The following is a 22,172-nucleotide window of genomic DNA, read 5'->3' as shown; positions in this document are numbered from 1 at the left end:
TAAAAGCTTCAGCCCTTCTTATACCCACCGGAATTTATGTGGTTCTGAATGCAACCGTGCCTGCATTGGCACTGTGGCACAACTGAATAGCTTGTTCTGCCGTATCCGCTTCGCTTCCCCATTGCAGCATATACCGGAATTCATAGAATCCCCCGAGGGTCGCCTTGAAGTTCGTCTCCCAGTAATTGGTCAGCACCCAGGCATATAACGAGGTATGGCGGTTCTCCTCCTGCTGGCCCTGCACCAGTCTTGGGCCGTATTCCAAAGGTCCTGTCTGCATCAGCGGCGTATCCGGGGTGGCAATGGACAGCCCGCCTTGAGGGGATATCACCGCAAGCCCTTCCTGAATACAATAGAAATCCGTACAGGTGCCCGGGATCTGATCTACTCCCGGCCTCAGGACAGCCCCGGCCTTCTCGAACCACAGCTCACTGCTGCCGCCTATATTAAAGGGGAGGGCGACGTACACATTCTCCGGGTCCCACACACTATCCTTGTGGATACGGACGGAGACATCGACTCTCTTCCGGTCCTTGAACACCTTCAGGAATAACGAATAGTGGCTCATTCCTTGAACCTGATATTTCAATTCAATGATGCCGTACACCGGCCCGTTCGTTATTTCCTTCACGCCTGAGAGGATACCCTCCGAACGCTGAACATTCATGCCTTTGCGGTTCCTGCCCATGATTCTCCGCACGGTCATCTGGTCGTCACCGCCGCCGGGGGTCACTTCATACACCGGTGTGAAGGCTCCATGCGTCTGGCGGGGATCAATGAATTCCTGGCCGGTTTGCTTATCGATCCAGGAGACGATGCCTTCTCCGGCTCTCCACGCAATACGTACATAAGGCGATTCAATATGATTCTCCGTGATGAATAGCCGGGGGCTCTCCTCCTGCACAGGAGGGAAGATATCCCGGATATCATGAATCCGGTCGGCTCCCCGCAAACGGGTGCTGCTTGTCGTCACCGGGACGGTCTTCGAGGCTTCCCGGATACGGAACCGCTTCTCTTCCTTCGCGCCCAGCTTGACCAAGACGGCAATCTGGTATCCTCTGCTTACCTTCTCCTGCTGATGGTGGACCACTTCTCCGCTCTGCTCATCGACCACCTCGAGCCCCTGCCGGAAATAATCCGCTTCCCACTGCTCCTCCAGATAGAAATGAGCCAGATCCTCTACGGGGTAATCGAAGGAATTGATTACTTTATAGGTGAATGCCCGGTCTGCCCGCAGCAGCACATCGCCCCGCGCCTTCAGCACCGCATCCAGCGAGGCATGAACCCGTCTGCTGGCATTGGCGGCATACGCCTCTTTGCGGACGGCCAGCTCCTGCACCATGATGTGCCAGGGCTCAGAGATGGAGGAGTGATAGCCCCAGGTATGCTCGGCATACATCATTAACTGCTGCTCTGCCTGGGCCATATCGCTTGACGCCGCCAGCTTGCGCTCCGGGTCCAGCCGCTTGACTACGTCCAGGGTCCGCTGGGCATTCCTGAAGATCTGGGTGTGCATCGCCGTTGAAGCTACGCCATCGGACCACCAGTCCGGCCAGTCCCCGCTATAGACAGGGATCTCGGCCTCCTGCTGCCGCAACAGCTCGAAGTACCGGTTAAGCGTTGTCATTTCAATCTCAACACGGTCCCCGTGCTTCTGATTCCATTCCTTGATGAAGGTCATGATTCCTGGATTCGGCGCCGAGTTATCCCGCAGCAGCCCCATGACATTCACCAATACGAAATCGTAGGGATACTGCTCCTTCTCCAGCTGATCCAGATAGCGGGCAATCCGGGTCTCAGCCAGCTTCCAGTGATCTTTAGAGATTCCCCATACAGGGTCTTCGTCTTTGATGGTATAGGATAATGCCCCATCCGGATTGATCCCCAGATCATTCCCCATCATGTAATGCTCGCCGCTCCATACCAGCAGGCGGTTGCCTTTGGGTGTCTCCCAATAGAAGGGGAATTGCTTGCGTCCGATGGCAAACATCCCGTGATGCGTGTGGATACTGGACAGCAAATTCTCGACTCCTGCGTCTGCCAAAGCCTGTGCATAACCCCAGCTGTATCCATTAACATCCGCAGTCATGGCCGACTTCACCTGAAGCCCCAGCGGCCTAGCGAATTGCCCTGCCCGTGCAAGCATACTGCTTAGCAGCTCGAAATTAATCAGTTCCGTCATATTCAAGTAAGTGCCCGATAACTCAATATCCCCGCGTCTGAGCGCGGCTGCAAATTGTTCCTTCTCTGCTTCCGTGGCTTCCTCCAGAAACTTCTCCACGGCCCAGAAGGTTTCGCAGGTCCATTTGAAGCCCGCCCATTCCTTACGCTCTTCCGTCTGAGCCGCCTCGCAGATCGCAATGGCCTGCCTGATAAAGTCCACGTGATATTGCTCAATCTTCTCTTGCCGCTCGGTGTAGCCAATATCCGTATGAGAATGATGAATCACATAAATCGTCCATTTCTTCTTGTTGTTCATGTTTGATTCTCCAATCAATTTGGCATTTTATTTTTACAGTTTTATTATATCCAGCAGGCCAAATGGAAGGATATCCTACTTTTTTTTGAATCATATCAGATTTTTGAGGCTTGAGTGATATCAGGCAGTCCCCACACTTCAAGCTCATAGATCCGCGCCTGAAAATCATTCTGGGCCGGATAAGTAATATATAATCTGATGTATCTGAACGAACAGCCGTCAGCCTCATGCGCGGTTAAAACAGACTCATTATTCCGTACAGCCGCTATCTGCTCCCATTTCTCTTTGTCGTTGCTGCCCTGCAGCTCATAATCCATCGTGATATAGCCGGGGGCAGGCGAATGCCTGATCACAATTCTCAGAAGATCTCTGCGCTTCAGCAGATCCAGCAGCAGCCAATGGACGGGCTGGGCGGTGTCCGAATGCCAGGAATCCGTGACCCAATTCTCCCCCCTGCCATTCACCGCCTGGCTGGCATGACAGACGGTCTCCGGGTCAAGGCTATACTCACTATCCGCCGATACCTCAGCGCAAGCCGCATAATTCGTCCAAGCCTGTGCGGCATTGTGAGATTCCTGCTCCTTATGATGATGGGCGAGCAGCTTACCGAGCAGAGAGAACAGCTCCGTATCCAGATGTCTAATCTCCTCTGTAAGCTGAAGAATTCTATCCGGCGGCATCAGCTTCCGTCTCAGCGTATCCGCATGGAGACTGGAGATCAGATGGTATCTGAATTTGATATATTGATCCCGGAACCCGCCGATTATCTGCCCCCATTCTTCATGAGCGGATAACCAGGGCAGCGCCTTCTCGAAGATATCAAACATAATGATCGCCGAGCCATGATAACTCCTGCGCATGGTTTCAAATTCAACCGCAATGGCATTTGCGTCATTAAGCCCCTCCATATGAGAGACATTGTGATTGAACCGTTCCACGGCTTCTATTAAATGGCTGGAACGGTCCTTATAGCACTTCAGGAAATCCTCAACCAGCTCCAGATAGCTGTGAACCTCCGGTTCGCCTATTTTCGCTACGCTGAACAGCTTGTTATAACAATAATTCCTGATTTCCTTAAAAGAAGCATTGGATTTATTCCAGATATCCGCTATCATCTCCTCGGTCAGCTGCAGCTTGAAGAAAGGCTCCCCCTTCATCACATTCAGGGTTACCTCCTTGTTCAGCTGATTCTCCCGGATCACGATCAGCTCTCTGGCTGCATCATATTCCGTGATTAACACGGCATGATCATCAATGACCGTCCCGTATTGGCTCAAAAAAAACAGATAGTTGTAGTTGGCAATCATCACGACCGGGCACTGCTGATCAATGTTCATGCGAATGGCAGACAGCAGCTCCGCAGTATCCAGGACCTCAGTCACCTTAAGGGTCAAGCCGAGCTTGTTAAGAATGCTGCGTCTGGAAGCCACCCAGTCCCCGTCCGCTGCCTCTCCCCAATTCATCATGACGGCATACAGGAAGGTATAGTAGAAATAATTCTCATACTGATGAAAGCCCGCAGCACCCGCCATAGGCAAATCCACACAATTGGAGTGCATGGTCCGGTAGCCCTCGCTGAAATAGTCCATCTCCAGGGCTACTAGCATACAAGATCCTGTGAATCAATATATTCTCTCCACTTCTGAAGACTGTACAGTTTATCTATATCGAGAAATTCCGGGCTTACCTCTATTGAGAAATGCTCTTCCAGGACCACCGCAAAATGAATAAACAACAAAGAATCCATGCCATAGCTTCGCAAATCCGCGTCCATATCTGCATCCTTCACCCGGGAAGGACCGCCGGGCAATTGAGCGAGCAGCTTACGCAGCTCCTGTTCTCTGTCATCCAACATTCACTACCTCCCCGTCCGGTCTATCTTCCAGGGTAGGCTGCCCGGCATGCTTGTTCCTGGCCATCTCATAGATGGCGTTCATAGTTGCCACTCGTTCATAGGATTCGGATAAGGTGATATTCTCTTTGGTGCCTTCAAGAACCTCAGCCAAGAACCGGAGCTGGTTCACATAGTAATTCTGCGGGGAGTACACAAGCTTGTCAGTTGTTCCCTCTTCCGTATGTTCAACCTGAATGATGATCTTGTAATCCCCATAGCAAGGCTTGAAAAAGCCGCTGATCCTTACCCTGGCCCGCTCAAACTCCAGCCAGTGGGTGGCATTGTTCGGCATTTCAAACGAACCCAGGAACTCTGCCTCGACGCCCCCCTCATATTGCAGCGCCGCATGAAAGGTCCAGTCGCATTGATTGATGCCTGAGAAGGTCGAGAATCCGTCCAGTGTCTGCGGCATTAGGCCGATGACCTTTTGAATAAACTGCAGCCAGTACGAGCATTCGTCGATGAAGCAGCCGCCGCCGTACTCCGGCTTGAACCGGTAATTATCCGCGCTGTAGTTGCTTTGCAGAATTTCAAAGGAAATCCGGGTTTTGATCTTCTTGAGCTTGCCGTAGGTTTCAGCTGCTATCATGTCCGTTATATCCTGCTGCCACGAATGATGCTGGACCATTAGCGCTTCAAGGACATGCACACCCTGCTCCTTGGCCCGTTCATTGATGAGCAGCACCTCATCGGCATGTAGGGCCATCGGTTTCTCAATCAAGACATGCTTGCCAGCCTCAATCGCCTTCAGCGTCCATTCCTTATGCAGGAAATTGGATAACGGAATATAGACCACATCAATGTCCGCCGACGCCAGCAGCCTGTCGTAGCTTTCAAAAACATGCGGAATCTCATGCTTCAGCGCATAAGCCTTCGATCTGTCCAAATCACGCGACGCCACACCATACGTTACAAATTGATCAAGCTCCCTGACGGGGTTAATGATCGAGAACGGAGCGATTGTGGAGCAGCCCAAAATCCCTATACGGTATGGCTTCTGAGTATTGTGATTATTCATATCCTTACCTCCTGTGATCCCGGATATCTAGCCGCCTGAGCTGTTGTAATTACGAATCGCTTTGGACCAGATCCATCTCGTGATTCCCAGCAGTAGAATGGGAGACAGAATGGCCCAGAGGAAAAGGCCCGGATGTAACCGGTCCAGCACGAATAAGGGTGAGAAGTTAGTAATCAATAGAACAGGGACAACAAATACCCCTATACGCTGAATCCATTTGGAGTAGATCATCATTGGCATGTTATTCAGCTCGAACAGGCCGTTTGAGATGTCATTGACAGCAGCAATCTGAATGAACCAGAACGATAATAACTGCGGGATCAGGAACAGGGTGTAGGTGACGAACAGCCCCAGCACGAGGAAGAAGATGAACCCGCCTATTGAAGCGGCATCGGCCGGAAGCCCCAGTCTTCTCCAGCCCACCACAATCATGGTCACGCCGCCCAGCACATTCGGAATCGCCAGGCCGAAGTCAACATTCCGTAACGTCATCATAAATTGCAGGGAAATCGGCTTGGTTAACAAAAGATCGAGTGACCCCGTTCTTACATGCTCCGGGATCTGCACGAAGTTGATGGCAAACAGTCCCCAATATAACCCCGTCATCAAGGTGTAGGTGCCAATAAACAGCAATATCGCATCAATGGGCACGCCATCCAGCGTTAAGCCGGCCTCATAGACAATAATCACATACAGGAATTTGGCGAACAGATAGGAGGTCTCCACCAGCAGGCCCATCAGGAAATTCACCCGATACTCCATTTGGGACATCAGGGAATTTTTGATGAACAAGCTGTATATGAAACCGTACTTCCGGAGTGATCTGAGCATCGGGTTCCCTTAACCCCCTACGGCAATATATTTCTTGATCGCCACTGTCCAAATATAGCGCGTAAGCAACAGAAGGAGGCCAATCCATAGCAGTTGCAGTTCGATTACGTGCAGCGCCTGAAGCAGGGTCAGCTTGCCGTTGATTACATTCACCGGCATGTAGATCGTATACTTGAACGGCAGGTAGTCGAAGACGGCCAGCCATGTCGCCCCAAAAATATCGAGCGGGAAGATCCCGCCGCTAAAAATCTGAATTAATAACGCTGTAACATGAAAAAAATAAGAGACATCGGTTAACCAGAAGGCAATCGCGCTGACCGAGAAGGAGATCATGAAATTAAGCACAACCGCCAGTATAAGCACGACACCAAAAACCAGGATACGCGATACGCTGATTGGCGCCTTGAAGTAATAAACCATGAACAGTACCACGCCCAGCAGCAGGATTAACGTAATGGCAAACGAGAGGACCTTCCCGCCAAGGTAGACACATATTTTATAAGGAAAATAACCGATCGGCCGCACCAGATATTTATTGAGCCCCCCGCTCTTGATATCATGGTTAATGTCATATTCCAGACCCGTAGCCACCAGCCGCGAGATCAGGGCAGCTACGATGGTATAGACGATCATCTGGCGGTAGGTATAGCCATATAAGTTCATATTGGAGGCATGGCTGTAGACCGCCTTCCACAGGAAGAGCTGAATGAAGATCGGGAAAAAGAGACTGGCAAAGCCCATAAAAAAGTTGAAGCGGTATTCCATGGAGTTCTGGATTCCCAGCGAGAAGCTGACGGCAAATTTATTGTTCATCCCTGCGGCTCCGGCTGTTCATATAAACGTGCAATGGCTTCCTCCAGGGGAATATCCTCCAGATTCAGATCAATGACGGGAAAGTGATCCATGGCCATTCTGGAATACTCCTTGAACTTCGTACGCTCCACTTCGAGAATGACCTCATGTCCGCTATATTCTTTGATAGAACCCATAACGGCCAGATCCTTCCGCTCGACGATGGCCGAGAAGGTCAGCTTCATCCGTTTTTTCTCATTCATGACCTCGTTGATCTTGCGGATCTCCCCGTCATACACCAGCTTGCCCTGATTGATCACGATGGTCCGCTTACACAGGTCTTCAATATCCTTCATATAGTGGCTCGTAAGCAGCAGGGTTGTGCGGAATTCATGATTATAAGCCTTGAGGAACTCGCGGATGTTCTTCTGTGACACCAGATCCAGGCCAATCGTCGGCTCATCCAGGAAAATAATCCGGGGCCGGTGCAGCAAAGCAGCGATCAGCTCCATCTTCATCCGCTCACCCAGGGACAGCCTTCGGACCTGTACATGCAGCAGGTGCTTCACATCCATCAGCGTCACTAACTCGTCAAGTGTATCCTTATACTTCTGATCGCTGATTTCATAAATACATTTGTTTAAGTAAAGGGAATCGCTTGCCGGCAAATCCAGCCATAGCTGGTTTTTCTGGCCCATAACAATGGAAAATTGCTTCTTGAAGTCATTTTTCCTGTCCCAGGGCGTGTAGCCCAGCACCTCCGCACTGCCGCCGCTCGGATACAGGATGCCGGAGAGCATTTTCAAAGTGGTGGTTTTGCCTGCTCCGTTCGGACCCAGAAACGCAACCATCTCCCCTTCATGAATATCAAACGAGACCTGGTTCACGGCATCCTTGGTTAATTTCTCCCTGTGGAACAGATTCTTGACGGAGTTTCGGATTCCCGTTTCTTTTTTGTAGTAGTCAAAGGACTTGCTCAATTGATCTACATGAATGACCATACCGGCATCCCTACTTTGCAATGGTTATCAATCTGATGAACGGGCTGTACCTCCGGATATGCTCCGGCTGCAGGCCAAATATATTCTGTGCCGTAAGCTCCGCAGTGCTATCCAGCTCAACAAGCTCCTCTGCGGCCAGTTGAAAGAGCTGATACTGATATCCCTTCAAAAACCGGAAGAGATCACTGATCGAATTACCGAACCGCAAAGCCAAAACCTCCGTCGCTTCCAGCATGAGCAGGGGCTTCTCATCATGCTGCTCCAAATACTGCTCCATTCCCTTTAATGCTTTTAATTCGCCGCCTTCAATGTCTATTTTAATCAGGTCAATATGGCTGATCTGCTGCTGCTCAATGTACGTATCCAGCGTTTGCACCCGGCAACGGTAGGTCTCATGCTGTAAGGCCGGGTCAATGATTAACGCAGCATCCTCAGATCCGCTTCGTACAGGCAGATAGATATCTGCTTCCCCGTTATAGTCAGACAGCGCAACCTGATTGAGAATTACATTCTGCAGGTTGTTTAATTGGATGTTTCTTGACAGTTCAGCGAAGGTGGGGCTTACCGGCTCGAAGCTATGAACCCTGCCGCTCTGCCCTACCGCTTGTGCGAATAGCGTGGAATACCACCCATAATTCGCCCCGATATCCAGTACTTCAAATCCTTCACGAATCAGTACGGACAATAACCGGCTCTCTTCGCGCTCCACAAATCCATCCCGCATGAGAAAACCAAGACTGTTCAAGTGCCCGGCATCCCACATAAACCGTCTCCCGTCCGTCAGCCTGATCCGGGTCTCCGCTTGATGAATTTCAATCTGCTCCACCTGCTCTTTAAGCGCCCGTCTAAGCAATTGGACCGCCTCGACCCTCTTCTCCCAGAACATCCGCTGGATCTGCTCGTACCTGGTTTCTTCCGGCATCATCGGCCTCCTGTTGCATAGGAATGTAAATAAGCCAGCTCATCCTCCGCAAGCTGCTTCAGCTGCTTCACGGTAGCCGTTACCCCTCTGTCCACGCTTATAGTCATCTTCATAAAGCTCACTTCAAGCTTCCTCCAGGCTGATCCGAGGTGAGCAACATCCATCGTACTGCAGGTGCCGAAATGCCTTAACCGCGATAGAGCAATCGTGCGGATGCAGCCGAACTGTTGTTTGAACACCGGATGTTCCATTACATTCTCCGGCCCCCTGTAAGCTCCAACATCCATGATCCGTTCCGAAATCCGGGCAAAGGTGACGGGGAGCAGCTCTGCATATGGCTGTGTAGTTAGATAAGGCCGGATAGAGTTCAAGTCAGGATTCAGGCTGAGGGGCGGGCTGATTTCCATAACCGGTTCGCTGAAGGTGCGCCAAGCCTGCTCCACCCAAGTCCGGTCTGCCAATAGGCTTGTTGCGAAATAAGGATCTGTAACTCTCAGGCTCTGATCGTCTGCCGCTTCAGCCAGCACATAATGCAGCATATGGCCCTTCCCGTAGAATTCCTTCATGTAAGGCACATAATAGGCATCCACCGGCAGCAGATACATCTCTCCGCGATCCACCGAGTCTAAACGGCAAGGCTTCTCTTCAACCCCATAAGCGTGCCGGATGAAGCTGAACAGCTCCTTCACCGGCACCGTACTGTCGAACCAGTCATAGCCTGCATAATAATTAATGGTGAAATTATACCTGTACAGCGGATTCAGATCGGCATGATGAACAGACAGCCATAATGTAACCGCATTCAACAAACAATCATAAGGACCAAAGGGAACCGTCCAATCCAGCAGTTTGCGGCTCACAGCGGAATTCTTCGTGATAGCCTCCATTCTTATTTTCCGTGAAGATACAGCAGAATGCATTTGGAGCATACCGGCATCAGGCCGCATTTCAGGGTTTCCCGGACCCTTTCGAAATTATCGCCGTCCCAAATATCTTTAAGATCCTGATCCGCCAGATTCCCCAGGGAGAACTCCGGAAACAACTTGCAGGCACTGACTTCACCGTCAGCCAGCACATCCAGTCTGGTGCGGATCGACAGGCATTGCGTTTTATTCTGGGCAGGCTTCTCTGAACCGAGTACAAAGTCCCGTACCTCATGTAGTTCAAGCGCTGGCTGATAACGTGTTCTTAAATTCCAGGTTCGCTGGTTAATCCTCTCCATCTGCGCAAGCAGCGAATCAATCCTTTCAGGCGAGATGCGATATTTGAACGAATGCCAGCTATTGCGGTGCCCTTCCTCCAGGTCATCCGCCAGCCACTTGAAATGCTCGTTGAAATAGCGGTCCATATTGCTCGATACCTCATCCGGCAAATACCACGGGAAAGTAATATACACCGAGTCAATTCCCTTATTCTCAAAAAACTCCACAAAATCATACAGCTTATCAATCATGACATCGCTGATCGTCAGATGGATGGAGATTTTCCCCTGGTAGATACCCTCCTTCTCCAGCTCCAGCAGCTTATCAATGCCCGCCATCACCTTCTTGAAGGTGCCTTTTCCCCGGATCGCATCATTCTCCGCTTCGAAGCCTTCCAGGCTGATCAGACAGACCAGACTTTTGGACATTTTGAGGATGGAATCCAGCTTCTCGATGATTTGAATACCGTTGGTACATAACACCGTCCATCTGGGGTCCTGCTCCAGCAGGTCGGCCAGCTCATTGAACCGGCTGTAATACAGAGGTTCTCCTCCCCAAAGGAACATATTGGCGTTCGTTTCTTTGGTTTGCCGGAACACTTTTTCAATCACAGCGAAATCAAGCTCTTCCCGTTGCTCGGCTCTGCCCAAATCCCGGTGGTACCCCTCAGCGTTCCATTCAAAGCAATGCTTGCAGCGCAGATTACAGCCATTGGTTAATTTAAGCCCGACCTCGACCGGAAGATTCGTGGAATACGCAGGATTGAGATGAACCTGCTTATGCGTGACCGACATATGTTTAATGGTTTTTTTCAGGCGCTCAAAGGAATCCCGGTCCAGAACTACGGATGTTTGCGGCTGTCTCATCAAAACACCTCCCGTAATGTAATACTTGAGTTTTATAGCTTTTGAGGTTCTCACTGCATGTCTCCAGCACCTCAAGCGGACACCCCATACTCATCCAGTGCTCATCCCTTATGCCAAAACCCAGCCGCTCCCATAGCTCCGCGTTGCAGGCTTCATGCTCACCCAGCGGCTCCAGGAAAATAACCGGCGTGAAGGATTCCAGCGAATCCAGCAGGGTTCCTCCCCCCGGCTTGCTGATAATAGCCTTCGAGTTACAGATCAGCTGATAGAAGCTATGCTTCACCCCGGTATCCTCGCTAAAACAATGATTGATAACTTCACCGAATGGCGGCAGGGTATATTCATTCTCGTCGTTCTTCATCCAGGGCGACCAGCCCGGCTTCACCATGTAGTAACGGTGGTCGGGTCCATAAGCCTGATCATCCGTCAACTCATGAATGACGATGTTCAAATCCAGGGAGTGATTCAGCTCTGCTGCCGTCTCCTTGTAGGTCCCCATTCCCCAGCCGCCGCCATGGATGACGAACCGGTTGTCACGTTCCTTATAGTCTTTAGGGGCAGCATGACCCATGGAAATACTGTAATTCACCCGCCCAGCCGCCCCGTCAAAAAACCAGACATCGTTCACCGTAAACAGATCATTCCGGATACTGTTGGAATACAGCTTCCACGATGGAGATATGACCGCGTCCATATGAATCAGCTCGACATGCACATCCTTGCGGTAACTCTTCGCGTACTCTTCCAGAACGGGCATCCAGAATCCCGAGAAAACCATAAACACCCTCCGGTTCTCTTCTGCCCACTTGCCTAAAAGCCGGGTTACCAGCTGCGGGTCCAGATTCGGTGTGATATCCCTAATCATTCTGTGACCCAGCTTGGCTACATCAAACCTGGTAGAGAAAACCTTCTTATTTTCGATTAATTTCAGTCTCGTTTCGGGCGGATACAGGCTCTCCAGCACTTCCAGATCGGCCTCATATGACCTGCTTAGCTCGTCACGTAACAGGACTGCGGGCGTATAGACTCCCAATGCGACAGATGAGCATAAAATGGTAATCATTTGTCAGCTCCCTCTTTTTACGATCAAGACTGGTCAGTTATAAACCTTAATGGTTAGAGACTTCAAGACGTCCTTCACCCGCTGGATTAGCGTGAATGCTTCACTCACATCAGAGGCATAGGGAGCAGCTACATAAAGCTTCCCCTTCCTCCATTCAGACTCCGCGTCAGCAAATGCGGTATTGCCGGAGCCGAACAGCGTGTTTGCACCCAGCGGTATAATTCCTTGCCTGTTCTCTTGCGTAAACAACAATTCGTTGGCTTGGAGAACCTCCAGTACGTGCAGCATGGTCACTTCCGCAGCGCAGCCTGCCGGGATAAAGGTCAAAAAGCTGGACAAGGAATACTGCTGTAAATCGTTATTGAGATGATGATTAATCAGCCCCATGGACTTTCTGGCATTAATCTCAACGATGGGCACCAGCTCACCGCTTGCCAGCAGCATGGAATCTATACATACCTCGCCGTGATAGCCTGTCTCGAACAAGTCCTTGCAGGCTTCTTCCATGATGCTGAAATAATTGTTTTTCCAGAGCATCTCAATGAACCCGGGATCGGCGGGATAAGAGCCTGAATAGGAGAAGGATTCGTTTACCATTTGTTGAACAGAGATGTACTGCACATCCCCCTGCTCTGTAATGAACAGCTGACAGGAGAAATCCTCCGTTTTATCAAGCAGGGGTTCGATAATGAACTGTGTTTGTTTGCCCTTACTCTCTTGCTCTAGCAGATAGGCGGCAATTCTCTTCAGCATTCTCTCGCTTGAAATTAACATATTGCCTTTGCCTGAGACACCCAGCGGGTCCTTCACCAGCACTTGTCCGGTCCGTAGCAGCAGAAGGCCATAGGTCAGCAGTTCCTCAGCACTTTCCGCTATCGAGGAACTATTGCGAATGCCCAATCTTTGTCTTAGTTCATGAGAATAGGTCTTTGAATTTACTGCTCGAACTGTATCTAAGGAGGGAAAATGATTACCAAAACTGAACCTGCGTACTACCTCATTGGCATCAGAAAGAATAGAATAGGGAGAGACTATAGCATCTTGCGGGAGCAGCTGCTGGTAGTAGCCTGCATCAGCCATTAGAAGATCAAACACATGCAGCCTGTAGTCATCCGCATGAACGGGATTTCTGCAATGAATAGGGGTGAAGGTATAGCCGAGCCGCGATAAATAGCTTCTAAGATGCTCGTCCATGGGCTGCCGGGTGAACAGAATATCCTGCTCCTTGCATAACGGAAACAACAATTCATCCATGCCCATCGTCACAGCTTGGCTGCTGTTCATTGAAGGAAGCATAGATCCATGCGGACTCCGCCACCACGCCTCGGAATCAAAGGTACCTAGAACCACGGTTGACTTCATCCATGAAGCCTCCTTAAGAAGCGGTTTGCGTGGCTGTGATGAACCCCATGAAATCCCCGATCGACTGGAAATCCTCATAGGCAAAGTGATCAAAATCAAATTCAATTTCAAATTCGTCTTCGATCCGGAGAATGAAATTAATCATCTGCAGGGAATCCAGACCTACCTCATTCACAATATCGGTGGCTTCAGTGGCAGTGAGCAACAGCTCTGGATTGTTCTTAATTTCACTCAAGATCCGCACAATGGTATCCTGCATATCACCGTTCTCCTCGCATCATGAATTTTAAATAAGCAGCATTGCTTACTAGTTATGATACAACCTCAGAGTTCCGGCTTCTAACTCACATTTTTATGATTTGTATAGGATTTTTATTGGAATTGATCAGAGCTGAGAGGTTCAGTTTGAGTAGATCAGCTTGGACACTTGGGTGGGAGCATGGGTGGACGCTCCGCGAACGGACCGATGTTCCAATCGCTGTGGTCTCCAGATTTTTTGAATTCCCCTTAGCGGTGAAAATCCGGAGACCAAGGCGACCGCTGCCGCTTTTCCACATTCGTTCCGTCCTCTCCGCTGTTTAAGCGGGGGAACGAACTACAGGCTTTAAAATACATAAAAAGCACTAAAGAAATAAACAAAATGTATGCTGTTTTCCTCATACATTCGAGCCACATGCCTGCGTGCCGGCACAATGTATGTTGTTTTCCTCATACATTCGAGTCACATGCCTGCGTGCCGGCACAATGTATGCTGTTTTCCTCATACATTCGAGCCACATGCCTGCGTGCCGGCACAATGTATGCTGTTTTCCACATACATTCGGGCCACACGCCTGCGTACCAGCAAATGTATGCTGTTTTCCGCATACATTCAAGAAGCAATTAAAGAGCACTCATCCACAACAAAAGAAAAACAGGTCCCTGCGGCATAAATGCCAAGCAAGAACCTGTATTGTAAAATATGATGCGGTCAAGAGGACTCGAACCTCCACGATATTGCTATCACTGGCACCTGAAGCCAGCGCGTCTGCCAATTCCGCCATGACCGCATATTATGTATTGCAGTGATTCAATCACCGTAATTAAGAATATACTCTCTTTGGAGCGGAATTGCAAGCTTTAATTTTCAAGCCAGTACCTTCAGCACATCCGCAATCTTCCGCTGATGCGACAGGACACCGTAATTCATCCAGGCCATGAAATCGACCTCGTACACACAGTGGTTGCGTACAGCAGGCAGACTTCTCCAGAGCTGTGTCTCCAGCAGTTCCCGGCTCTCCCCTTCCTGAAGGTCAAACGTAATGAACAAATGATCTGCGGTCAAGCCTGCAAGCTCGTCATGGGTCAGATTGACCCGCTTCTGTCCCCGGGTAAGATGCTGGACGGCGGGATGCCGCTGCAGCCCCAGATCCTCGTGCAGAACATGGGCGGAGTATCCCAGATTCTCACTGCCATACAGGGCAACGCCATGGGCAGAAATCCGCAGCAGTGCCACCGTCTGTCCCCGGATGCTGCGGCTGAGCTGACGTTTGGCCTGCCGGGCCAGCTGCTCATAATCGCTGATGACCTCCTGCACACGGCCGGTCCTGCCGAAGACCGCTGCCGCCGAGCGCAATGTGGCCCGCCAGTCCTCCTGATGGAACGGCAGCCGGAACAATGGAGCCACCTGGCGGCATTCTCCCAGTTGCCAGCGCTGGAAGCCGTCATCCAGCATAATCAGGTCCGGTCTATACCGGGTGAGCCCCTGCCAGTCTCCGCCCGAAATATCAAACGCCGGAACCTGATCGAGACCCAGGTACTCCTGCTTGCCCCACTGGGCATGACAATACTGCGCCACTGGCATTACCCCTAAGGCCACCAGGTAATCCTCCAGAAATGGCGCAAATACACGGACTCCTTCCTGATGAAGACTTCTGTATTGACCCGGAGTGACCCCAACCGTTGCCTTGAACCTCCGGTTGAAATAGTATTCGTTGCTGTACCCGGCAGCCAGTGCAACCTCATGTAGACGGTCCCCGGTCAGCAGCAATTGCTGCTGCGCCTGCTCAATCCGCAGACTGTTCAAGTGCTCCAGGGGAATCTGGCCGGTAATTTCTTTGAACAGCTGCGTATAACGCACACGGCCAATCCCGGCAATCTCCGCCAGCTGTTCGACGGATAAGGCCTCACTGAAATGCTCCTCCATATAACGGATCGAACGCTCTACCGCCTCGCGGTCATCCTTGGTCTTCATCGCCGGGGAATTCGCCCGTATAATCAGCAGCAGCAGCTCCTGAAAACGGGTCTGGGCCGCAAACCATTCCATATCCTCCGGGCGCCGGCAGCTATAATATATGGAATCCAGCAGCAGGGCACACTGTGAGTAGGGCCTGCAGTTAAGAAGTCCCGGCACGAGCAGGCCCTCTCCAGACAGCTTGTCCAATCCGCCATGATTGCTGTGTCCTCTGCGGATGACTTCAAAGGAGAGCTGGTAAAAGCTGATCCCCTGCTCTCCGGCCTGGATTCTGTTTACCAACCCGGCTTCGATCAGAAATCCGGCACCTTTCTCCAAAGGATAACGCCAATGATCTGCCTTGAGCCAGCCCGCTCCTGCCGACACAATGATTAATACATGCTCTTGATATACAGCGACCGGTTCATTTCCCCCGGGTGACCGGGTAACCTCTTCTATGTTAATCAAGCTGTAGAGCAGCGTTCTTCCGGTGCTTGCCTGCATATGTTCCGCCATTCTACCCCTCCTGATTGAGAATCATTATCATCAGTTCTAAGTGTAAAACAAAAAAGAGGATCTATCAACCTGCTGATAGATCCTCTTTTCGCTTTTACCCTATAAACAGCAGCTTGTACGGAATACTATTTCACGAAGGCCTTCAACAGATCATCCAGCTTCATCAAATTGGCCGTAATGGCACCGGACTGCCAGTGGGAACGCTCCATTCTGTAGATGTTTCCGTTCTTCACCGCAGGCAGGTTCTTCCACAATGGGCCATCGAGAATCCGAATCGCCTCCTGGTTGGCCGCAGTATCCCACTCCCCGTTGTCAGGGAATACAATAATATGATCCGCTTGAAGCTCCGGGATTACTTCTTCTGAGATAATCGACTGGAATTCCGTCATCTCAGCAGCCATGGGAACAGGTGTCAGACCGAATTGATTATAGAGTACACCGGTAAAGCGGTTTTTGACTCCAAAAAGAGCAACGGTTTTGTCCGCCACATTAAGCCGGATCACAGCCACCTTCTCCTGTCCCAGTGCCTGCTGCAGCGCGGCCTTTCCATCTGCCACCTTCTGGTCATATTCGGCCAGTACAGCCTTTCCCTTCTCAGGAATACCCAGCGCGTCTGCGACCGCTGTAAGGATTAGCCTTGAATCCTGCAATACGCTCTCCGGCAGGCGGTAGGTTGGGGCGACCAGGGAATACTGCTCATACTTAGCGGCATCCACACCGCCATCGGCAATGATCAGATCCGGATTCTTGTCCAGAAGCGCTTCTATACTGCCGCTGATATCAAATTCAGGCACATCCAGATTCAGATAATCCTGCTTGCCCCAGCTTGGATGGTACCACTGCACCACCGGAGTAACGCCCAGTGCCTTCAGATAGTCTTCCAGATAGATCGCTGCCACCCGCTGGGGGTTCACGGGAATTTCGACCTCGCCGAATTCCCCGGCAATCGTACGGGTTGCCCCTTCTGAGGATGGCTTCTTCCCAGTCTCCGCAGGAGCTGCACTGGCTGCTGCCGCCTGCTCCGTCTTATTCCCTGTCTGCACGGCGTTGCCGTCCGCAGCCTTATTATTTCCGCAAGCCACTACAGCTGACATTGCCACTATAAGTACGACTGTCCCAATACATTTCCGACCCCAGCTTGTCATTTCCGCTTCACTCCTGTGTCTAATTTCATTGATTATCATTCTCAATGACTTAATCACATCGTAGCATGTTCTGACCAGCTTTCAATGCACTTTCTCTGCAAAAATCTTATACAAACGTATAGTGGGCCCCGTCAAGCTGACGGGGCCCCTCGTTCACAACCGGTCTCCCACATATCTGTCGCGTCCCGCCCCCATGCCGGCCACGAACAGCAGCACGCATGCTCCCGCAAGCAGCGCCAGCGGTGCATTCCAGCTGCCCGCAGCATCATGCAGCAGGCCGAACAATGCGGGTCCCGCCGCTGCCAGCAAATATCCGGCTGACTGGGCCATGCCTGACAGCTCGCTTGCTTCCTGCACTGTCCGGGTGCGCAGGCTGAAGAACATCATCGCCAAGCCAAAAGCAAAACCGCCGCCTATTCCAATACAGATGGCCCATAACGCCATTAATTCTGTGCGGCCCAGCCAGACCCCAAGGATACCGATGATGAACAGAACGAAAGTAATGACTACCAGCAGGCGTTGATTTTTCATCCGTCCGGCCCAGAGCGGTACGAAGAAAGTGAACGGCAGCTGGGCCAGCTGCATCAGCGAAAGAATCCACCCCGCATGGCCCGGTGTCATCCCCCGCTCACCGAGAATCACCGAAAACCAGGAGATCAGAACATAATAGAGCAACGACTGAAGCCCCATGAACAGCGTGACCTGCCAAGCGAGCGGGGAGCGCCAGATCCGCACGGCCGAAGAGCGGACGGCGCCTGCACTGCTCTGGCCGAGACTCTTCATCTGCGGAATCCAGAAGATCGTTGCCAGAGCAGCGATCACAAACCAAAGGGCCAGGGTTCCCCTCCACCCCAGACCCGCAGAGGTTGCCAAGGGAACACTTACCCCGGAAGCTGCCGCTGCGCATATATTCATGGAAACGGTATACACTCCGGTCATCAGGCCGATGCGGTGCGGGAACTTCCCCTTGATCAATCCCGGGAGCAGCACATTGCAGACGGCAATCGACAGGCCGATCATTGCCGTACCCGCAAAGAAAGTGACCGTCCCGGAAGCCGAACGGACCAGAATCCCCATCGACAGCGTCAGCATGGCCAGCATCAGGATATTGGGAAGTCCCAGCCTGCGGGCAAGCTGCGGAGCGAAGGGGGACAGAAGCGCAAAGGCCAACAACGGCAAGGTCGTGATGGCTCCGGCCAGGGTATTCGATAAGCCGAGGTCATCACGGATCATCTCCAGCAGAGGTCCGACGGAGGTGAACGGGGCGCGCAGCGCGGCGGCCACACAGATGATTCCGGTGACGAGCATCCAGCGGCTGCGGACATCCGCAGCAGATGAGGATAAGGCTGGGCTTTTCCTATGATTTTCACGGCCGAGCTTCATGTTGTACCTCCAGGTCGCAGCAAAACACCTGTCAAGCCACGAGCTTGTCAGGCGATACAGCCGCTATATGTATTACGCCCTTCAACCAAGGCGCATTATTTCATTATACCATATCGCTTGCCGGAGCAGCCTCCTAGGCAGAAGAAAACCGCCGGTCTCAGGGCCGGCGGCAGGGCAGCAGGTGAAACAGAATTAGAGACAGAAGGATTTAGTGATGATTACGAGCAGGATGAACAGAACCAGAATCGCTCCAGTCGAAGTGAAAGCTCCGCCGTATCCCCCAATATTTTCGCTCATGTTAACTCCTCCTTTATGTCTGGATTCTGTTAAAATATGTATTAAAAATGTTCTTGGTATGGGTTAAATGGCAATGAATTCCCCAGTATATTTCTAATTTAAATGTTCTCACCGTTGACAAAACGTGTGACCCGCTTTAGTATCCTAAACATAGGTTCTGTTGAGAATCAATCTCAATAACCAGATACATAACATATTACAGAAAAGAGTGAACAAGAGATGCTGCGTCGTTTTTTCTCCTATTACCGTCCCTACAAGAAGCTGTTTATCCTTGATTTCACCTGTGCGGTGGGTGCCGGTCTGCTGGAGCTTGCTTTTCCGGTGGCTGTCAATAAATTTATTGATGATCTCCTGCCGGGTCAGGACTGGCCGCTGATTCTGATTGCCTGCGTGGTTCTGCTCGGGATTTATGCGCTTAATACAGCCATGAACTATGTGGTTACCTACTGGGGGCATATGCTGGGCATTAATATTGAAACCAATATGCGCAAAAAAATGTTCGATCATATCCAGAAGCTCAGCTTCCGGTTCTTCGACAACAACAAAACAGGTCATCTGCTCGGCAGAATTACCAATGACCTGAACGATATCGGGGAAGTCGCGCATCACGGGCCGGAGGATGTGTTCATTGCCGTCATGACGCTGGTCGGCGCATTTGTGCTGATGGCCGATATCAATCTCCAGCTGGCCGTGATCACGTTCATCATCGTGCCGATTATGGCCTGGGTCATTATCCACTTCGGACGCAGCATGACTGAGACCTATCACCGTCTGTTCGGCAACGTCGGGAACTTCAATGCCCGGATTGAAGATAATGTCGGCGGAATCCGCGTGGTTCAGTCTTTTGCCAATGAAGAATTCGAGAAAGAGCTATTCGCCGTGGACAACCAGAAGTTCCGTGAGACCAAGCTGATGGCGTACAAATTGATGGCCAAAAGCTCGTCGGTCAGCTATATGATGACCCGTCTGATCACCATCGTAGTGATGGTCTGCGGAGCGTGGTTCTTCATCAAGGGAGAGCTGGAAATCGGGGAATTTGTCGCTTTCATTCTGCTGTCTAATGTCTTCTTCCGCCCGATTGAGAAGATCAATGCGGTTATTGAGAGTTATCCGAAGGGGATTGCCGGCTTCAAACGTTATCTGGAAGTCATTGATACCGAGCCGGATATCGCCGACAAACCGGATGCCGTAGAGGTTGGCCCGCTTCGCGGGGATATCAGCTTCAGCAAGGTCAGCTTCGGCTATGAAGACAACCGCAAGGTGCTGGAGGATATTAGCCTGAACGTTAACGCCGGTGAGACGATTGCCTTCGTCGGACCTTCCGGTGCGGGGAAAACAACCATCTGCAGCCTGCTCCCCCGGTTCTACGATGTGACCGGCGGCGCGATCTCCATCGACGGGATCGACATCCGCGATATGAAGCTCAGCTCGCTGCGCAAGCAGATCGGGATCGTGCAGCAGGATGTATTCCTCTTCTCCGGCACGATCCGCGAGAATATTGCCTACGGCAAGCTTGATGCAGAGCTGCCGGAGATCTGGCAGGCTGCCCGTCAGGCCCGGCTGGAGGAGCTGATTAACAGCCTGCCGAATGGTATGGACACTGTGATCGGCGAACGCGGCGTCAAGCTGTCCGGCGGACAGAAGCAGCGCCTGGCAATTGCCCGGATGTTCCTGAAGAATCCGCCGATTCTGATTCTGGATGAAGCCACCTCGGCGCTCGATACCGAGACGGAAGCGGCGATTCAGCAATCACTGGCCGACCTGTCCGTGGGCCGGACTACACTCGTCATCGCGCACCGCCTGACGACGATCAAGAACGCTGACCGGATCGTTGTTGTAAGCGAGGACGGCATCTCCGAGGAGGGCCGCCACGAGGAGCTGGTCAATGCCGGAGGCACTTACAGCCGCCTGTATCAGGCGCAGTATAATGCTTAGGTGTTTCTATTAATGCCGGAGTGAACAAGTCTGGCAGACTCAAATGAAAAACCTTCCGGAATGCGGCCAAGGGCGCATCCCGGAAGGTTTCTTTATTTAGATTCAAATTGTGGTGCTCTCTTAATTTCCTCAATAATCGCAGCACCAAAGGTTTTAATCTCTTGAATACTGCTGGTGTAAGAAAATTCACTGCCCGCAGTAAAAACAGTAATTAGGAACAACGCTGGATCAGATTGTCGGGTCCATGTCCATTCAAAGGATTCGTCATAATGCGAAAAATAACCATTATATACATCCATCGGGAAATGATTAAGCATTTCAACGAATTTACTTAATGTAAAATTCGTCCATCCTACATCACTCACAACTATGCTTCTATTCTCTGTATTAGTAACGATAAACCTACAGCCCTGGTCAGGTCTCTCATCACGATAGACAAATTCCATATTCAAAGATTTATCATTCTCATAATGGTCTTGTAATGTAGCCAAATTATCAACCTCCACCAATCCATTCCTCAGCACGGTCTGCCATTGCCTGGACCTCGTTCATGAACCATCCTGCATGATAGCCGTCACAGACAGCGTGATGGACCTGCAATGACAGAGGCAGGTATATGGAACCGCCTGTGGTCGTGAATTTCCCTGCGGTAATAATGGGCAGAAGGTAATTCCCGTTATTGCTGATATTCAGGTTGAATCCGGTAAAGGAAGTCCACGGAATCATAGATACAGAAAAGGTATGCTCAGGTATAGGTGTCTTGGGGAACAATCTCCCGGAATCCTTATAATGCTCCACATCAGACAGGTAAGAATCGTGGAACGCTTTGAAATCCTTCGTGCTAGCCGTCCAAATCGCCGAGAAGGATTCCGAGACCCTGTCGGCAATCGTATACAGCGGGTCTACCTTGTCCCAATACCCTAATTCCCCTGAACTATTATACCCCGTTCTGAATGCAGTATTGGAGTTGACCACACGGGTCAGTAAGAATAGAAGGGCCGGATACAGCTTATATTCCTGTTGTTTTATCTTTCGGTACAAACCGCTAATCTCAATTTCTGCTGTCAGGCTAAAGGTCGTACCCTGGTTCAGATAATGAGTAAAGATCTCTTGTCTCTTCCAGTTATCCCTGTCAATCGGATTAAATTTCATTGGTTGTGCCTCCTAAATGTTTGTGTAAACTGAATTTAGGAGGCTGACTTGTCTGCCTTTTTCATTAGAAGCCCATCCTTTAAAAAGAGTTCATATTATTGT

General features: G+C 50.9%; 20 protein-coding genes and 1 tRNA gene. 1 reads left to right on the top strand and 20 read right to left on the bottom strand.

Going from position 1 to position 22,172, the window contains the following annotated elements:
- Window positions 1-34 precede the first annotated feature (34 nt).
- The 18 genes from NST43_RS09110 to NST43_RS09025 form a co-directional block, all read right to left on the bottom strand.
- Window positions 35-2,479, bottom strand: a complete 2,445-nt coding sequence (locus tag NST43_RS09110) for a glycoside hydrolase (protein WP_339223917.1) — start codon at window positions 2,477-2,479, stop codon at window positions 35-37.
- A gap of 95 nt (window positions 2,480-2,574) precedes the next feature.
- Window positions 2,575-4,086, bottom strand: a complete 1,512-nt coding sequence (locus NST43_RS09105) for a discoidin domain-containing protein (RefSeq protein ID WP_339223915.1) — start codon at window positions 4,084-4,086, stop codon at window positions 2,575-2,577.
- Window positions 4,080-4,334: an acyl carrier protein gene (locus NST43_RS09100; RefSeq protein ID WP_339223913.1), complete on the bottom strand. Its 255-nt coding sequence runs from the start codon at window positions 4,332-4,334 to the stop codon at window positions 4,080-4,082. The genes NST43_RS09105 and NST43_RS09100 overlap by 7 nt, the downstream gene beginning before the upstream one ends.
- The gene (locus NST43_RS09095; protein ID WP_339223912.1) at window positions 4,324-5,391 is read right to left on the bottom strand and encodes a Gfo/Idh/MocA family oxidoreductase; all 1,068 of its coding nucleotides are present in this window, start codon (window positions 5,389-5,391) and stop codon (window positions 4,324-4,326) included. The genes NST43_RS09100 and NST43_RS09095 overlap by 11 nt, the downstream gene beginning before the upstream one ends.
- Window positions 5,392-5,418: 27 nt before the next feature.
- Complete coding sequence (locus NST43_RS09090) at window positions 5,419-6,153, bottom strand: ABC-2 family transporter protein (protein WP_339223910.1); 735 nt, start codon at window positions 6,151-6,153, stop codon at window positions 5,419-5,421.
- Between the two features lie 78 nt (window positions 6,154-6,231).
- Window positions 6,232-7,035, bottom strand: coding sequence for an ABC-2 family transporter protein (locus NST43_RS09085; protein ID WP_339223908.1), 804 nt, complete (start codon window positions 7,033-7,035; stop codon window positions 6,232-6,234).
- Entirely contained in the window at window positions 7,032-8,015 is a 984-nt protein-coding gene (locus tag NST43_RS09080; protein WP_339223906.1) for an ATP-binding cassette domain-containing protein, read from the bottom strand. Before NST43_RS09080 ends, NST43_RS09085 begins: the two co-directional genes overlap by 4 nt.
- A gap of 10 nt (window positions 8,016-8,025) precedes the next feature.
- Window positions 8,026-8,940 (bottom strand): FkbM family methyltransferase, encoded by a 915-nt coding sequence (locus NST43_RS09075; protein ID WP_339223904.1) that lies wholly within the window; start codon window positions 8,938-8,940, stop codon window positions 8,026-8,028.
- The gene (locus NST43_RS09070; RefSeq protein ID WP_339223902.1) at window positions 8,937-9,824 is read right to left on the bottom strand and encodes a hypothetical protein; all 888 of its coding nucleotides are present in this window, start codon (window positions 9,822-9,824) and stop codon (window positions 8,937-8,939) included. The genes NST43_RS09075 and NST43_RS09070 overlap by 4 nt, the downstream gene beginning before the upstream one ends.
- A 2-nt stretch (window positions 9,825-9,826) precedes the next feature.
- Window positions 9,827-11,005, bottom strand: a complete 1,179-nt coding sequence (locus NST43_RS09065) for a radical SAM protein (RefSeq protein WP_339223900.1) — start codon at window positions 11,003-11,005, stop codon at window positions 9,827-9,829.
- Complete coding sequence (locus NST43_RS09060) at window positions 10,959-12,068, bottom strand: hypothetical protein (RefSeq protein WP_339223898.1); 1,110 nt, start codon at window positions 12,066-12,068, stop codon at window positions 10,959-10,961. Before NST43_RS09060 ends, NST43_RS09065 begins: the two co-directional genes overlap by 47 nt.
- A 33-nt stretch (window positions 12,069-12,101) precedes the next feature.
- Window positions 12,102-13,430, bottom strand: a complete 1,329-nt coding sequence (locus tag NST43_RS09055) for a hypothetical protein (RefSeq protein ID WP_339223896.1) — start codon at window positions 13,428-13,430, stop codon at window positions 12,102-12,104.
- Window positions 13,431-13,443: 13 nt separating this feature from the next.
- A complete protein-coding gene (locus NST43_RS09050; RefSeq protein ID WP_076078321.1) occupies window positions 13,444-13,689 on the bottom strand; it encodes a phosphopantetheine-binding protein in 246 nt (81 codons plus the stop codon).
- A 706-nt stretch (window positions 13,690-14,395) separates the two neighbouring features.
- Window positions 14,396-14,479: transfer RNA gene (locus NST43_RS09045), tRNA-Leu, on the bottom strand.
- 77 nt (window positions 14,480-14,556) lie between these two features.
- Complete coding sequence (locus NST43_RS09040) at window positions 14,557-16,158, bottom strand: helix-turn-helix domain-containing protein (RefSeq protein ID WP_339223892.1); 1,602 nt, start codon at window positions 16,156-16,158, stop codon at window positions 14,557-14,559.
- 125 nt (window positions 16,159-16,283) lie between these two features.
- On the bottom strand, window positions 16,284-17,303 hold the full coding sequence (locus NST43_RS09035) for an ABC transporter substrate-binding protein (protein WP_209991108.1): 1,020 nt from the start codon (window positions 17,301-17,303) through the stop codon (window positions 16,284-16,286).
- Between the two features lie 153 nt (window positions 17,304-17,456).
- On the bottom strand, window positions 17,457-18,686 hold the full coding sequence (locus NST43_RS09030) for an MFS transporter (RefSeq protein WP_209991110.1): 1,230 nt from the start codon (window positions 18,684-18,686) through the stop codon (window positions 17,457-17,459).
- A gap of 192 nt (window positions 18,687-18,878) precedes the next feature.
- On the bottom strand, window positions 18,879-18,983 hold the full coding sequence (locus NST43_RS09025; protein ID WP_209991112.1) for a YjcZ family sporulation protein: 105 nt from the start codon (window positions 18,981-18,983) through the stop codon (window positions 18,879-18,881).
- 219 nt (window positions 18,984-19,202) lie between these two features.
- On the opposite strand from NST43_RS09025, the gene NST43_RS09020 reads away from it, so the two are divergent.
- Window positions 19,203-20,918 carry an ABC transporter ATP-binding protein gene (locus tag NST43_RS09020; protein WP_209991114.1) on the top strand — a complete coding sequence of 572 codons (1,716 nt, stop codon included), beginning with the start codon at window positions 19,203-19,205 and terminating at the stop codon, window positions 20,916-20,918.
- 92 nt (window positions 20,919-21,010) lie between these two features.
- Here NST43_RS09020 and NST43_RS09015 read toward each other — a convergent pair whose 3' ends face one another.
- Both NST43_RS09015 and catA read right to left on the bottom strand, forming a co-directional pair.
- Window positions 21,011-21,409 carry a hypothetical protein gene (locus NST43_RS09015; protein ID WP_339223890.1) on the bottom strand — a complete coding sequence of 133 codons (399 nt, stop codon included), beginning with the start codon at window positions 21,407-21,409 and terminating at the stop codon, window positions 21,011-21,013.
- A gap of 4 nt (window positions 21,410-21,413) precedes the next feature.
- Window positions 21,414-22,070, bottom strand: a complete 657-nt coding sequence (gene catA / locus NST43_RS09010) for a type A chloramphenicol O-acetyltransferase (protein WP_339223888.1) — start codon at window positions 22,068-22,070, stop codon at window positions 21,414-21,416.
- Window positions 22,071-22,172: the final 102 nt, after the last annotated feature.

The sequence above is a fragment of the Paenibacillus sp. FSL H8-0332 genome (assembly GCF_037963835.1).
GTDB classification, from domain to species: Bacteria; Bacillota; Bacilli; order Paenibacillales; family Paenibacillaceae; genus Paenibacillus_AQ; species Paenibacillus_AQ rhizoplanae.
The sequence above is the reverse complement of the archived record's forward strand: the minus strand, read 5'-3'. Positions and strand labels throughout refer to the sequence as shown.